Source organism: Streptomyces sp. HD, assembly GCF_028369295.1.
Classification (GTDB): domain Bacteria; phylum Actinomycetota; class Actinomycetes; order Streptomycetales; family Streptomycetaceae; genus Streptomyces.
On sequence record NZ_JAQMYP010000001.1, the window covers coordinates 225,517 to 240,023 of the forward strand.

Annotated in this window: 11 protein-coding genes; 3 read left to right on the top strand and 8 right to left on the bottom strand. The window is 69.4% G+C overall.

Features of this window, described 5'->3' with window-relative positions:
* Positions 1-57 precede the first annotated feature (57 nt).
* From POF73_RS01065 to POF73_RS01080, 4 genes are all read right to left on the bottom strand, one after another.
* A complete protein-coding gene (locus tag POF73_RS01065) occupies positions 58-2,007 on the bottom strand; it encodes an ABC transporter permease/substrate-binding protein (RefSeq protein WP_272112430.1) in 1,950 nt (649 codons plus the stop codon).
* Positions 1,997-3,535, bottom strand: coding sequence for a sugar ABC transporter ATP-binding protein (locus tag POF73_RS01070; protein WP_272112431.1), 1,539 nt, complete (start codon positions 3,533-3,535; stop codon positions 1,997-1,999). The genes POF73_RS01065 and POF73_RS01070 overlap by 11 nt, the downstream gene beginning before the upstream one ends.
* A gap of 28 nt (positions 3,536-3,563) precedes the next feature.
* Positions 3,564-4,565, bottom strand: a complete 1,002-nt coding sequence (locus POF73_RS01075) for a LacI family DNA-binding transcriptional regulator (protein WP_272112432.1) — start codon at positions 4,563-4,565, stop codon at positions 3,564-3,566.
* 177 nt (positions 4,566-4,742) lie between these two features.
* A complete protein-coding gene (locus tag POF73_RS01080; protein ID WP_272112433.1) occupies positions 4,743-5,390 on the bottom strand; it encodes a TetR/AcrR family transcriptional regulator in 648 nt (215 codons plus the stop codon).
* A gap of 153 nt (positions 5,391-5,543) precedes the next feature.
* Between POF73_RS01080 and POF73_RS01085 the strand changes: the two genes are divergently transcribed.
* Entirely contained in the window at positions 5,544-5,933 is a 390-nt protein-coding gene (locus POF73_RS01085; protein WP_272112434.1) for a VOC family protein, read from the top strand.
* A gap of 36 nt (positions 5,934-5,969) precedes the next feature.
* Here POF73_RS01085 and POF73_RS01090 read toward each other — a convergent pair whose 3' ends face one another.
* A complete protein-coding gene (locus POF73_RS01090) occupies positions 5,970-6,398 on the bottom strand; it encodes a VOC family protein (RefSeq protein ID WP_272112435.1) in 429 nt (142 codons plus the stop codon).
* Positions 6,399-6,670: 272 nt separating this feature from the next.
* Between POF73_RS01090 and recD2 the strand changes: the two genes are divergently transcribed.
* Positions 6,671-8,929, top strand: coding sequence for an SF1B family DNA helicase RecD2 (gene recD2 / locus POF73_RS01095; protein WP_272112436.1), 2,259 nt, complete (start codon positions 6,671-6,673; stop codon positions 8,927-8,929).
* A gap of 265 nt (positions 8,930-9,194) precedes the next feature.
* On the top strand, positions 9,195-10,484 hold the full coding sequence (locus POF73_RS01100; RefSeq protein ID WP_272112437.1) for a citrate synthase: 1,290 nt from the start codon (positions 9,195-9,197) through the stop codon (positions 10,482-10,484).
* Between the two features lie 615 nt (positions 10,485-11,099).
* Here the strand turns inward: POF73_RS01100 and POF73_RS01105 are convergent.
* From POF73_RS01105 to POF73_RS01115, 3 genes are all read right to left on the bottom strand, one after another.
* The gene (locus POF73_RS01105) at positions 11,100-13,355 is read right to left on the bottom strand and encodes a heavy metal translocating P-type ATPase (protein WP_272112438.1); all 2,256 of its coding nucleotides are present in this window, start codon (positions 13,353-13,355) and stop codon (positions 11,100-11,102) included.
* Between the two features lie 10 nt (positions 13,356-13,365).
* Positions 13,366-13,605, bottom strand: coding sequence for a heavy-metal-associated domain-containing protein (locus POF73_RS01110; protein ID WP_272112439.1), 240 nt, complete (start codon positions 13,603-13,605; stop codon positions 13,366-13,368).
* A gap of 103 nt (positions 13,606-13,708) precedes the next feature.
* A complete protein-coding gene (locus tag POF73_RS01115) occupies positions 13,709-14,380 on the bottom strand; it encodes a TetR/AcrR family transcriptional regulator (RefSeq protein WP_272112440.1) in 672 nt (223 codons plus the stop codon).
* Positions 14,381-14,507: the final 127 nt, after the last annotated feature.

Sequence of the window (14,507 nt, forward strand, 5' to 3'; positions counted from 1 at the left end):
CGGTTCATGAACCCATGCTCCTTCAACGGCCGTCCGCCCGTTCGCCGTTCACCGATGTCAGCCGCCGAAGCCCGCCACGTTCTGCTTCGTGACCACCTTCACCGGCACCATCACCGACTTCTCCACCTTTTTGTCCTCGGCCGCCCTCACCGCGTTCTGCACGGCGATCCGGCCGAGCTCCGCCGGCTGCTGCGCCACCGAGGCGTACAGCGTCCCCGCCTCGACCGCCTTCAGGCCGTCCTCGGTGCCGTCGAAGCCGATGACCTGCACGGACTTGCCGGCCTTGGCGCCCAGCGCCTTGATCGCGCCGAGTGCCATCTCGTCGTTCTCCGCGAAGACGCCGTCGATGTCCGGGTTGGCCTGGAGCAGGTTGGACATGACGTCCAGGCCCTTGGTGCGGTCCCAGTCGGCGGGCTGCTTGGCGACGACCTCGATGTCCGGGTACGCCGTCAGGCCCTCGGCGAAGCCGGAGCCGCGCTCACGGCTGGCGGAGGTGCCGGCCTGGCCCTGGAGGATCACGATCCTGCCCTTGCCGCCCAGCTTCTCGGCGAGCGCCTTGGCGGCCAGCTTGCCGCCGGTGACGTTGTCGGAGGCGACGAGCGCGGCCGAGTCGGCGTTGTTGACCGCGCGGTCGACGGCGACCAGCGGGATGCCCGACCTGTTGACGGCCTTCGCCGCCGGGGTCACCGCGTCGGAGTCCACCGGGTTGACGATGATCGTGCCGAGGCCCCCGCTGGTGAAGTTCTGCAGCTGGTTGGCCTGCTGCGAGGCGTCGTTCTGCGCGTCGGTGACGGTGAGGTCCACGCCCAGCTTCTTCGCCTCGGCCTGCGCACCGGCCCGGATCTGCACGAAGAACGGGTTGTTGAGGGTCGACAGCGACAGGCCGATCTTCTGGCTCTTCGCCTCCGACGTACCGACGTGCAGCAGGGAGGTGGCACCGACGACCGCCGCCGCGACCACGGCCGCGAGGACGTACGTCGCCGCCTGCCTGCTCTTGTTCCCGCCGCCGCCCGTGGTCACCGGGGTCGCTCCCGCCTTACGGCGCACCGTGTCCAGCAGCACCGCCAGCGCGATGACGACGCCGATGACGACCTGCTGCCAGAACGCGGACACGGACAGCAGGTTGAGGCCGTTGCGCAGCACCGCCAGGATGAGCGCGCCGATCAGCGTCCCGGACGCCTTGCCCGTGCCACCGGCCAGCGAGGCGCCGCCGATGACCACGGCCGCGATGGCGTCGAGCTCGTAGCCCTGCGCGGCCTGCGGCTGCGCGGAGGACAGCCGGGCGGCGAGCACGATGCCCGCGGCGGCGGCGAACAGTCCGGAGAACGCGTAGATCGCGAGCTTCTGCTTCTTCACCCGCAGCCCGGAGAGACGGGCCGCCTCCTCGTTGCCGCCGATCGCGTACATCGAGCGGCCGATGTACGTCCGCCCCAGCACGAACGCCGTGATCAGCCCCATGCCGACCATCACGAGCACCGGCACCGGCAGCCAGCCGCCGAGCGTGTCGCCGAGATGCGAGACCGAGTCGGGCAGGGCGATGGGCGAGCCCTGCGAGATCACCAGCGACAGACCGCGGGCCACCGACAGCATGGCCAGCGTCGCGATGAACGGCGGGAGTTTGCCGTACGAGATCAGAAAGCCGTTGACCAGGCCGCACGCTATGCCGGTCGCGACGGCCAGCAGGACGGCGAGGAGGACCGGGACGCCTTCCGACGTGGCGCTCCAGGCCAGGACGGTGGCCGACAGGGCGGCGACCGAGCCGACCGACAGGTCGATGCCCGCCGAGACGATGACGAAGGTGACACCGAAGGCGAGGATGGCGGTCACGGCCGCCTGGACGCCGACGTTGAGGAGGTTGTCGGCCGTCAGGAAGTCGCCGGACAGCGCCGACATCGCGACGACGAGGACGATCAGCGCGGTGAGCGCGCCGTTGTCGAGCAGAAGACGGCGCAGGCCGCCCGGGGCGCCACTCGCGCCCGTCGTGCTCTTGAGCGTGTCAGTGGCCACGGGTGGCCTCCACATCCGTAGTAGCGGGGTCCGTTGTAGTAGGGGTGCTGACGGCCAGGGCCATCACGGCGTCCTGGGTCGCCTCGGCGGCGCCGAGTTCGCCCGCGATCCGGCCCTGGGCCATCACCAGGACCCGGTCGCTCATGCCGAGCACCTCGGGCAGATCGCTGGAGATCATGAGTACGGCGGCGCCGGCCGCGGTCAGTTCGTTGATGAGCTGGTAGATCTCGACCTTGGCGCCGACGTCGATCCCGCGCGTGGGCTCGTCGAGGATGAGCACCTTGGTGTCGGCGAGCAGCCACTTGCCGATGACGACCTTCTGCTGGTTGCCGCCGGAGAGGGTGCGCACATGCTGGCCGAGCCCGGCCATCCGCACGCCCAGCTGCTGGGCGATCCGCCCGGCGGCCTCCCGCTGCCCCCTGAGGTCGACGAGCCCCGCGCGCGTGGCCGAACGGAGCGTCACCAGGCCCAGGTTCTCCTCGACGGACGCGTCCAGGACCAGCCCCTGGCCCTTGCGGTCCTCGGGGATCAGCCCGATGCCCGCGGTCATCGCCGCATTGACGTCGTACTTGGCGACCGAGGCGCCGGAGACCTTCACGGCGCCCTTGTCGTACGGGTCGGCGCCGAACACGGCCCGCACGAGCTCGGTACGGCCGGCGCCGACCAGCCCGGCGATGCCGACGACCTCACCGGCGTGCACCCGGAAGCTCACGTCGTGGAAGACGCCGTCCCTGGTCAGCCCCTCGACGGACAGCAACGCGGCGCCCTTGTCGGGCCGTTCGCGCGGGTACTGCTGCTCGATCGAGCGCCCCACCATGAGCCGTACGAGTTCGTCCTCGGGCGTGGCGGCCGGGACCTGCCCGACGCTCCTGCCGTCCCGGACGACCGTGACCCGGTCTCCCAGGGCGGCGATCTCCTCCAGGTGATGCGTGATGAAGACGATGCCGACGCCGTCCTCGCGCAGCGTGCGCACGATCGCGAAGAGCTTCTCGACCTCCTCGGAGGTGAGCACGGCGGTCGGCTCGTCCATGATGAGCACGCGCGCGTCCAGGCTGAGCGCCTTCGCGATCTCGACCATCTGCAGCCGCGCGATGCCGAGTTCACGCACCCGCGCGCGGGGCGACACGTCGACCCCGACGCGCTTCAGCAGGATCTCGGCGTCGGCGTCCATCCGCTTCCGGTCGATCATCCCGAGGCGGCGCGGCTGGCGGCCCAGGAAGATGTTCTCGGCGACCGTCAGATCGGGAACGAGGTTGAACTCCTGGTAGATGGTGGCGATCCCGAGGCGCTCGGAGTCCTGCGCACCGTGGATGCGCGTCTCCTCGCCGCCGACCAGGATCCGCCCGGCGTCGGGCGTGTAGGCACCGGAGAGCATCTTGATGAGGGTGCTCTTGCCGGCGCCGTTCTCACCGAGGAGCACGTGCACCTCGCCCCGGCGCAGATCGAAGTCGACGCCGTCCAGCGCGACCACGCCCGGGAAGGTCTTCCGTATGCCCTCGATGCGCAGCAACTCGTCCGGGTTGCTCACGAAGTGCTCCTTTGCACTGGGGTGGAGTTCACTGGGTGGGGTTCTCGCCGCAGGAGCGGCGTACGACGAGTCGGGCGGGGAGGGTGACGGACTCGCCGGGCCGCCCCTCGATGCGGTCGACCAGGGCGCGTACGGCGGCCCGGCCCAGCTCGCCCGTCGGCTGGGCGACCGCGGTGATCGGCGGATCGGTGTGCACGAACCACGGGATGTCGTCGAACGCGGCGAGCGCGATGTCCTCGGGAATCCGCAGCCCACGCGCGCGTACGGCGTCCAGCGCGCCGAGCGCCATCAGGTTGTCGGCCGCGAACACGACCTCGGGCGGCTCGGGCAGGTCGAGGAACCCCTCGGTGACCCGCCGTCCGCTCTCGGCCTGGAAGTCGCCCTGGCCTATGTAGGCGTCGGGGAGTTCGAGCCCGTACGCGCCGAGGGCCTCGCGGAAGGCCTCGATCCGTTCCCGTCCGGTGGTGGTGGCGGCGGGCCCCGCGATGATCGCGAGCCGCCGGTGCCCGAGCCCGTGCAGATGCGCCACGAGATCCCGTACGGCGGCCTGCCCGTCCGCCCGTACGACCGGCACGTCCACGCCCGGGATCCACCGGTCCACGAACACCATCGGCGTCCCGGCCCGCACGGCGTCCAGCATCAGCGGGGAGCCGCCGTCGGTCGGGGAGACGAGCAGCCCGTCGATACGCCGGTCCAGCAGGTTCCGCACGTGATGGTCCTGCAGATCCGGCCGCTCGTCGGCGTTGCCGATGATGACGCTGTAGCCGAGCGCGCGGGCCTCCTCCTCCACGGAACGGGCCAGTTCGGTGAAGTACGGGTTCATGACGTCGCTGATGACCAGGCCGAGGGTGTGGGTCTGGTCGGTGCGCAGGGAGCGGGCGACGGCGTTCGGGCGGTAGCCCAGGGTCTCGACAGCGGCCAGCACGCGCGTGCGTGCCTCGGCGCTGACCGACGGATGGTCGTTCAGGACGCGCGACACCGTGGCGACGGATACCCCCGCCTCGGCCGCGACGTCCTTGATGCTCGCCATCGCAGCTCCACCTCCTTGTGGATGCTCGTGGAATCGATTACATCGATGTGTAGGGAGGATTGGAATCGATTACACGGCCGATAATCAACCCCTCAACCACATCCCGAAACCGGATCGTGATGTCGCGGCGCGGCGGGGCCCGAGGTGTGAGTGGCGGAACTCGGTGAAACGCTCGCGTCAGGCGGTGGCGTAGTCGGACAGGGCGGGCTCCAGCAGGCCGAAGGCCTGGGCGGCCTCGGCGGCGATGACACGGGCGATCTCGTCATCGGGGCGGCCGGCGAGCGTGAGGGCCTGGATGCGGTGGAACAGCACGCGGTGGACGGTGCCCAGCAGGCCGGCGGCGGTCTGGACGGTGATGTCGTCGGGCTGGGCGTCGGTGATCTCGGCGAGCGTCTGGGCCAGGTGGTGTTCGCGCTGCTCGTGCAGACCGTGCAGGCAGCTGGTCAGGGTGGGGCTGTCGGCGATCATGCGGGCGAACTCCTGGCCGGAGAACCCGGCGACCGGGTCCTGGGCGGCGGTGGCGTCGGCGAACGCGCGGCGCAGTGCGGCCAGTGCCGATTCGCCCGGGTGCCGGGCGGCGACGGTGCGGGCCAGGGAGGTGGCGAACTCCTCCTGGTGGTCCAGGGCCAGTTCTTCCTTGCGGGCGAAGTAGTTGGTGACGGTCTTCTTGGCGACGCGGGCGGCGGCGGCGATCTCGGCGATGGTCGTCTGTTCGAAACCCTGGGCGATGAACAGCCGGGTGGCGTGGTCGGAGATGAGCTGCCGGGTCTCCTGCTTCTTCGCCTCGCGCAGCCCGGTGGCCGGGGCGGACGTCTGGGTAGCCATGGCGCAATCTTACCCTCGTAGCATTTTTACGTTGACACCTTCAGGGGGCCTGGACTAACTTTACGACCGTTGTAAGTTTGCGTCGGTAGGACGCTCGATCGAAGGCTGGGGCACGCGCCCGTGCCCCAGCCTCACCGCAACCCAGGGAGCCTCGTGCAGTTCACCGCCTCCACCGTCTCGCTGACCGTTGACGACGTCACCGCCTCCCAGGCGTTCTTCACCTCCCACCTCGGCTACACCGTCCAGCAGGCCGCCGACGGCTTCGCCTCCCTGGCGCGCCCCGACGCGGTCGATGTCGTCCTGCTCGCCCGCGGCATCCAGGTGCTGCCGCCCGAGCAGCGCGACCGGCACGCCGACGGCCTGATCCTGGCCTTCACCCTCGAAAGCGGCCTGGCAGAGCAGGAGAAGCGGCTGCGTGACGCCGGAATCGAGATCACCATGCCGCTGCGTCAGGAGCCCTGGGGTGAGCGGCTGTTCCAGGTCACCGACCCCAACGGCGTGATCATCCAGTTCGTCGAATGGTCCACTCCCGAGCAGGGCTGACCCACGCCCAAGGCAAGGCCCCTGACGGGCCGTGGGTCAGGGGCGGGCGTAGGGCCGGGTCATGATCTCCATGTTGTGGCCGTCCGGATCGTCGAAGTACGCGCCGCGACCGCCGAACAGGCGGTTGATCCGACCGGGCTCGGTGTGGCCGGGGTCGGCGTAGTAGGTGATCCCGACCGCTTCCAGGCGGGCGATCATGGTGTCGAACCGCTCGTCCGGCACGAGGAACGCGTAGTGCTGCGACTGGATCGGCTCGTCACGCTTCTCGTAGTAGTCGAGCGTCACGCCGTTGCCGAGGTCGACGGGGAGGAACGGCCCGAAGGGAGCGCCGATCTTCAAGCCCAGGATCACGGCCAGGAACTCGGCCGACAGCTGCCGGTCCCTGGCGTAGACGGCGGTGTGGTTCAACTGGACCGAGGTCTCCGGCAGTTCGGATGCGGTCTGGTGCTGCTGTTCGTTCGGCATGTGGGTGGTGTGTCTCCGAGGTTCGGGATCCGCTGGGACGGGCGCCGCGAACGGGCGCCAGGCAGAAGAACTCGGAGAGGGGGCGGGGCTCGTGCCCGCCTCGCGCTCACGCCGAGGCCGGGAGCCCCACTCGTGCATGGCCCATGGCCGACCCGGCAGTCACCCGACGGACCTTAGTGATCGTCGTGGGCCGGGGCAACGCCGTTTCCCGGCTCCGCACCGTTGCTGACCTCCGCACCCCCGCTGTCACACCCGGCCGGTACCGTCGGGTCATGTCCAACCAGGCGGGGAACTCCACAGGCGAACGGCGGCCGGCCGTGCTCGAAGGTGTCCTGGAGCGGATCACGTACGCCAACGAGGAGAACGGCTACACGGTCGCCCGGGTCGACACCGGCCGGGGTGCCGGCGACCTGCTCACCGTCGTCGGCGCGCTGCTCGGCGCGCAGGTCGGTGAGTCGTTGCGGATGGAGGGGCGTTGGGGGTCCCATCCGCAGTACGGCAAGCAGTTCAGCGTCGAGAACTACACGACACTCCTTCCCGCCACCGTCCAGGGCATCCGCCGCTACCTCGGCTCCGGCCTGGTCAAGGGCATCGGCCCGGTCTTCGCCGACCGCATCACCCAGCACTTCGGGCTGGACACCCTCAAGATCATCGAGGAGGAGCCGAAGCGGCTGATCGAGGTTCCGGGGCTCGGACCCAAGCGGACCAAGAAGATCGCCGACGCCTGGGAGGAGCAGAAGGCGATCAAGGAGGTCATGCTCTTCCTCCAGACCGTCGAGGTGTCCACCTCCATCGCCGTGCGGATCTACAAGAAGTACGGCGACGCCTCCATCTCCGTCGTGAAGAACCAGCCCTACCGGCTGGCCGCCGACGTCTGGGGCATCGGCTTCCTCACCGCCGACAAGATCGCCCAGAGCGTGGGCATTCCGCACGACAGCCCGGAGCGCGTCAAGGCGGGGCTCCAGTACGCGCTGTCGCAGGCCACCGACCAGGGCAACTGCTTCCTGCCCGAGGAGCAGCTGATCGCCGACGCGGTGAAGCTCCTCCAGGTCGACACCGGGCTCGTCATCGAGTGCCTCGCCGAGCTGGCCCAGGTCCCCGAGGACGACGGCGACCCCGGTGTCGTACGGGAGAAGGTCCCCGGCCCCGACGGCGGCTCGGACGATCCCGTCACCGCCGTCTACCTCGTCCCCTTCCACCGTGCCGAACTCTCCCTCTCCGCCCAGCTGTTGAGGCTGCTTCGGACCGACGAGGACAAGATGCCGGGGTTCCATGACGTCGACTGGGACAAGGCGCTGGGCTGGCTGAAGGGCCGTACGGGCGCGGACCTCGCCCCCGAGCAGGAGGCCGCCGTCAAGCTGGCCCTGACGAAGAAGGTCGCCGTCCTCACCGGCGGTCCCGGCTGCGGCAAGTCCTTCACCGTGCGCTCGATCGTGGAGCTGGCCCGCGCCAAGAAGGCCAGGGTCGTGCTCGCCGCCCCCACCGGCCGCGCCGCCAAGCGCCTCGCCGAGCTCACCGGCGCCGAGGCATCCACCGTCCACCGCCTCCTGGAGCTCAAGCCCGGCGGCGACGCGGCCTACGACAAGGACCGCCCCCTCCAGGCCGACCTGGTGGTGGTCGACGAGGCGTCGATGCTGGACCTGCTGCTGGCGAACAAGCTGGTCAAGGCCGTACCGCCGGGTGCCCATCTGCTCTTCGTTGGGGATGTCGACCAGCTGCCCAGCGTCGGGGCGGGAGAGGTGCTGAGGGATCTGCTCGCCGACGGCAGCCCGATCCCGGCCGTGCGCCTCACGCGGGTGTTCCGGCAGGCCCAGCAGTCGGGCGTGGTGACGAACGCCCACCGGATCAACGCCGGGCAGCATCCTGTCACCGACGGCATGAAGGACTTCTTCCTCTTCGTCGAGGACGACACGGAGGCGGCCGGACGGCTCACCGTGGATGTCGCGGCCCATCGGATTCCGGCCAAATTCGGGCTCGATCCACGCCGGGACATCCAGGTGCTGGCCCCCATGCACCGAGGGCCGGCCGGCGCGGGCACCCTGAACGGGCTGCTCCAGCAGGCCATCACGCCCGGCCGCCCCGATCTGGCGGAGAAGCGGTTCGGCGGGCGGGTCTTCCGGGTCGGCGACAAGGTCACCCAGATTCGCAACAATTACGAGAAGGGGAAGAACGGCGTCTTCAACGGCACCGTGGGTGTGGTCACCTCGCTCGACCCGGTCGACCAGCGCCTCATGGTGCTGACCGACGAGGACGAGGAGGTTCCGTACGAATTCGACGAACTGGATGAATTGGCGCATGCGTACGCGGTGACGATTCATCGTTCACAGGGAAGTGAATATCCCGCAGTGGTGATCCCCGTCACCACCGGAGCATGGATGATGCTCCAGCGGAACCTGCTGTACACGGCGGTGACCCGCGCCAAGCAGCTGGTCGTCCTCGTGGGTTCGCGCAAGGCGATCGGCCAGGCGGTGCGCACCGTGTCGGCGGGGAGGCGCTGCACCGCACTCGACTACCGGCTCGCGGGCCGCTGAACCCCCGGTTCGGCCCGCTTCCGGACCCCCTTGTGACCTGCCATTTCGTGAGGCAGCGAAAAAAATGATCGATCAAACGAGTCGTGAAGGTCACAGAGCACTTCCAGATGGGGAAAACAGGGGGCAGGATGGCAGGTTGGCGGCACTGAGTGCCGCCGATAGGCCCAATGGTCGACCCCGAGTGCACTCTCCTGAGCCAAATGGGGGAGGGTAGAGACAGTCAGGGCAACCTCGAAGATGAGGCACAACGTCGGTGAGGGAAGACGTGAGCGACAACTCTGTAGTACTGCGGTACGGCGACGGCGAGTACACCTACCCGGTGATTGACAGCACCGTCGGCGACAAGGGCTTCGACATCGGCAAACTCCGCGCCCAGACCGGTCTGGTGACGCTGGACAGCGGCTACGGCAACACCGCCGCCTATAAATCCGCCGTCACCTACCTCGACGGCGAGGCGGGCATCCTCCGCTACCGCGGCTACCCGATCGAGCAGCTGGCGGAGCGCTCCACCTTCCTGGAGGTCGCCTACCTGCTGATCAACGGCGAGCTCCCGACCGTCGACGAGCTCGCTTCGTTCAAGAACGAGATCACGCAGCACACCCTGCTGCACGAGGACGTCAAGAACTTCTACAAGGGCTTCCCGCGCGACGCCCACCCGATGGCCATGCTGTCGTCGGTCGTCTCGGCGCTGTCCACCTTCTACCAGGACAGCCACAACCCGTTCGACGAGACGCAGCGCAACCTCTCGACGATCCGCCTGCTCGCCAAGCTTCCGACGATCGCGGCGTACGCGTACAAGAAGTCGATCGGCCACCCGTTCGTCTACCCGCGCAACGACCTCGGTTACGTCGAGAACTTCCTGCGGATGACCTTCTCGGTGCCGGCGCAGGAGTACGACCTCGACCCGGTCGTCGTCTCCGCCCTCGACAAGCTGCTGATCCTGCACGCGGACCACGAGCAGAACTGTTCGACCTCGACGGTCCGCCTGGTCGGCTCGTCGCAGGCCAACATGTTCGCGTCGATCTCGGCCGGCATCTCGGCGCTCTGGGGCCCGCTGCACGGCGGCGCCAACCAGTCCGTCCTGGAGATGCTGGAGGGCATCCAGGAGAGCGGCGGCGACGTCGACTCCTTCATCCGCAAGGTGAAGAACAAGGAGGACGGCGTCCGCCTGATGGGCTTCGGCCACCGGGTCTACAAGAACTTCGACCCGCGCGCCAAGATCATCAAGGCCGCCGCGCACGACGTCCTCTCCGCCCTCGGCAAGTCCGACGAGCTGCTGGACATCGCCCTGAAGCTGGAGGAGCACGCGCTCTCCGACGACTACTTCGTCTCGCGCAGCCTCTACCCGAACGTCGACTTCTACACCGGTCTGATCTACCGGGCCATGGGCTTCCCGACCGAGATGTTCACGGTCCTCTTCGCCCTCGGTCGCCTCCCGGGCTGGATCGCCCAGTGGCACGAGATGATCAAGGAGCCGGGTTCCCGCATCGGCCGCCCGCGCCAGATCTACACGGGCGTCGTGGAGCGCGACTTCGTTCCCGTCGAGCAGCGCTGAGCCTCGTATCAGGAGCCTCGTGCCTGACTCCGGTCGGGTGCGGGGCTCTCGTGTTGGTGCGCCCAGCAGGGATGCGCGGATAAAGAAGGCGCCCTGGCGGCGGTCCCCCCACGGGCCGACGTCCAGGGCGCCTTCCCATGTCCCGGTGCGGATTCCCCCCACGGGATCCGGCCGGGCGTCTGAGAGAGCAGCGCCTGAATCGCTGTCTTTCTGTGTTGCCGTTTGAGCAGAACGAGCAAAACTCGACGTACTCATGTATGCGGTTGTGGTCTGCGCTCTGCCGGGACAGCGCACGCTCGGGAGGGCCGCTCAAAGCTTCCCTGCGTACGTGCCCCGGCAACGCAATTCCGAGGAAGTCCCCCAAGACATCCTCAGATGTCAGCAAGCGCCCCCCAAGACGCCGTCTGACATCGTCAACTTAGACCTTCGAACCCCTTCGATGGTTACCTTCACATCACTGTGATCTGCGTCTCTTGCATATGTCCGTTAGTTGCGCAAGAGCCCCGATATGGCGATCGGGGTCCAAGCGTAAGGATGATGCGTGAGCCTTGTGAAGAGCTTATGTGAGCTGGGCGTAGGACTCCAGAGGGCCCTAGCGGGGTTCTTACTACGAATTCACCGGAACGTCCGCAGTCGCAGGCTGTTCGTCACCACGAACACGGACGAGAAGGCCATCGCGGCCCCCGCGATCATCGGGTTCAGCAACCCCGCCGCGGCCAGCGGCAACGCGGCGACGTTGTACCCGAAGGCCCACACGAGGTTGCCCTTGATGACGGTCAGCGTCCGCCGGGACAGCCGGATCGCGTCCGCCGCCACCCGGAGGTCCCCGCGCACCAGCGTCAGATCCCCGGCTTCGATCGCCGCGTCCGTCCCCGTCCCCATGGCGAGACCCAGATCGGCGGTGGCGAGTGCGGCCGCGTCGTTGACGCCGTCGCCGACCATGGCGACACACCGCCCCTCGCGCTGCAGCCGCCGTACCGCTTCGACCTTGTCCTCGGGCAGGACCTCCGCGATCACCTGATCGATGCCGACGGCCTCCGCGACGGCCTCGGCGACCGTCCGGTTGTCCCCGGTCAGCAGCACCGGAGCCAGGCCCAGCGCGCGCAGTTCGCGCACCGCCTCGGCGCTGGTCTCCTTCACGGCGTCCGCGACGGCGACGACACCGCGCGCCGCTCCGTCCCATCCGACCACGACGGCCGTACGGCCGTCCCTCTCGGCCTCTTCCCGCGCGCGGGCGAGCACGGGTGGCAGGGCGTCGTAAAGGCGCCCCACGGCCACCTCACGGCCCTCCACGCGCCCGCGGACGCCGCGCCCGGGGACGTTCTCGAACCCCTCGACCTCCGGCAACCGCCCGAGCCGCTCCTCGGCGCCCGCGGCGACCGCCCGCGCGACGGGGTGCTCGGAGGCGTGCTCGACGGCGCCCGCGAGCCGCAGCACCTGCTCCTCGTCGGTGCCCTCGGCGACGTACACGCCCTGAAGGGCCATGCGACCCGTGGTGACCGTGCCGGTCTTGTCCAGGACGACGGTGTCGACCCGGCGGGTGGACTCCAGTACCTCGGGGCCCTTGATGAGGATGCCGAGCTGGGCCCCGCGTCCCGTGCCGACCATGAGGGCCGTGGGTGTGGCCAGGCCCAGCGCGCACGGGCAGGCGATGATCAGTACCGCGACGGCCGCGGTGAACGCGGCGACCGTGTCGTCGGTGATGCCGAGCCAAGCCCCGAAGGCGGCGACCGCGAGGACGATGACCGTCGGGACGAAGACCGCGGAGACGCGGTCGGCGAGCCGCTGCACCTCGGCCTTGCCGTTCTGCGCGTCCTCCACCAGCTTCGCCATCCGCGCGAGCCGGGTGTCGGCGCCGATCCGGGTCGCCTCGACGACGAGCCGTCCGCCCGCGTTGACCGTCGCACCGGTCACCGCGTCCCCGACCGTCACGTCCACCGGCACCGACTCGCCGGTCAGCATGGCGGCGTCCACCGCGGAGGTGCCTTCGACGACGGTGCCGTCGGTGGCGATCTTCTCGCCGGGCCGTACGACGAACCGGTCGCCGACGGCCAGCCGGTCCACGGGGACGCGCGTCTCGCGGCCGTCCCGCAGCACGGACACGTCCTTCGCACCCAGCTCCATCAGGGCACGCAGCGCCGCCCCCGCGCGGCGCTTGGCGCGGGCCTCCAGATAGCGGCCGAGGAGGATGAACGTGACGACGCCGGAGGCCACTTCGAGGTAGATCTGCGAGGCGCCGTCCGTGCGCGCGACGGTGAACTCGAAGTCGTCGCGCATGCCCGCCATGCCGGCGTCGCCGAGGAACAGCGCCCACAGCGACCAGCCGAACGCCGCCAGGGTGCCCATCGAGATCAGCGTGTCCATGGTCGCCGTACCGTGCCGGGCGTTCGTGAACGCGGCCCGGTGGAAGGGCAGCCCGCCCCAGACGACGACCGGCGATGCGAGGGTGAGCGCGAGCCACTGCCAGTCGTCGAACTGCAGGGCCGGGATCATCGACAGCAGGACGACCGGGACGGCGAGCAGGGCGGAGACGGTCAGGCGTTGGCGGTGGGCGGCGAGTTCGGGATCTTCCGGGGCCTGGCCGGTCTCCTGTGGTTCGGGTGCCGGGGGAGCGGGCTCCTCGGCGGTGTACCCCGTCTTCTCCACCACGGCGATCAGGTCGGCGACCTGGATGTCCGCGGGGTGGTTGACCTTCGCCTTCTCCGTCGCGTAGTTCACCGTGGCGGTGACGCCGGCCATGCGGTTGAGCTTCTTCTCGACGCGGGCGGCGCAGGAGGCGCAGGTCATCCCGCCGATGAGCAGCTCGACGTCGGAGGTGGCGGCCCGAGCGGCTGTCCCGGCTATCGGCGGTTGGTCGGCGGTGCGGGTCATGACGCCGGTGTCAGGCCTTGCCGACCAGTTCGAAGCCGGCCTCGTCGACGGCGGCGCGGACGGCCTCCTCGTCCAGCGGCGCCTCGGAGACGACGGTGACCTCGCCGGTCGAGGCGACGGCCTTCACCGAGCTGACGCCGGAGAGTTCCGAGATCTCGCCGGATACGGCGCCCTCGCAGTGCCCGCAGCTCATACCGCTCACCTTGTAGACGGCGGTGACGGGGCTCGGGGTGTCGGTGTGGGCGGTCATGTGGTTCTCCTCGTCGAGGCGTGTGGGGCTGAGGGGCCCACGGGGGCCTTGCCTACCCCAACGGTATACCCCTACGGGGTAGCAGATTCCGGTCGGGCCTGGTTCAGTGCGCGGTGATGTGTCCGAGTCTGGCGCCGACCAGCGGGTCGAGGTAGCGGGTCAGGGCGTTCTTCAGCTCGCCGACGTAGGCGTCGCGCTCGGCGCCCTCGTGGGCGAGGACCAGCTCCAGGCCGGCCTTGTACAGGCCCAGGCACATATGGGTGGTCCGGGTGAGGTCGGCCGGGTCCGCGTCCGGCAGGAACGAGGAGAGCAGGCCCTCGATCCGGGACAGCAGGGTCGCGTGCAGGGCGTCGTGCTCCTCGGCGATACGGCCGGGGATGTCGGGGCCGTGCATCAGCGCGAAGAACACCGGGTGCTCGCAGTTGAAGGCGATGAACCGGTCGACGGCCTGGCCGACGGCCTGCTCCAGCGTGGTCGCGGGGTCGACCGGGCCGAGCGCCTCGCCGTAGGTCTCGCGCATCTCGTGCATGAGCCGGTCGCCCAGCTCGATCGCGATCGCCTCCTTGTTCGGGAAGAACTGGTACAGCGTGCCCGGTGAGACGCCTGCCTCGCGGGCGATGGCGTTGGTGCTGGCGGCCGTGTAGCCGGTCGTGGTGAAGACGGTGGCCGCGGCCTCCAGTAGCTGGGCGATTCGGCGCTCACCGCGGGCCTGGCGGCGGCGCGGCTGGTCCTTGTCCTGGCTTGCCTGGCTGTCCTTCTCCCGGTTGGCGAACACGCGTTATCCCCAGTTCTCCGAACGCGATTGACAAACGCGAGAGGTCGCTCGCATTCTTGAAACGCGAGCGATGTCTCGTGTTCGCCAGTCTATGGCAGTGACGGCTCCATGCTGCCCGGCTGTGCAC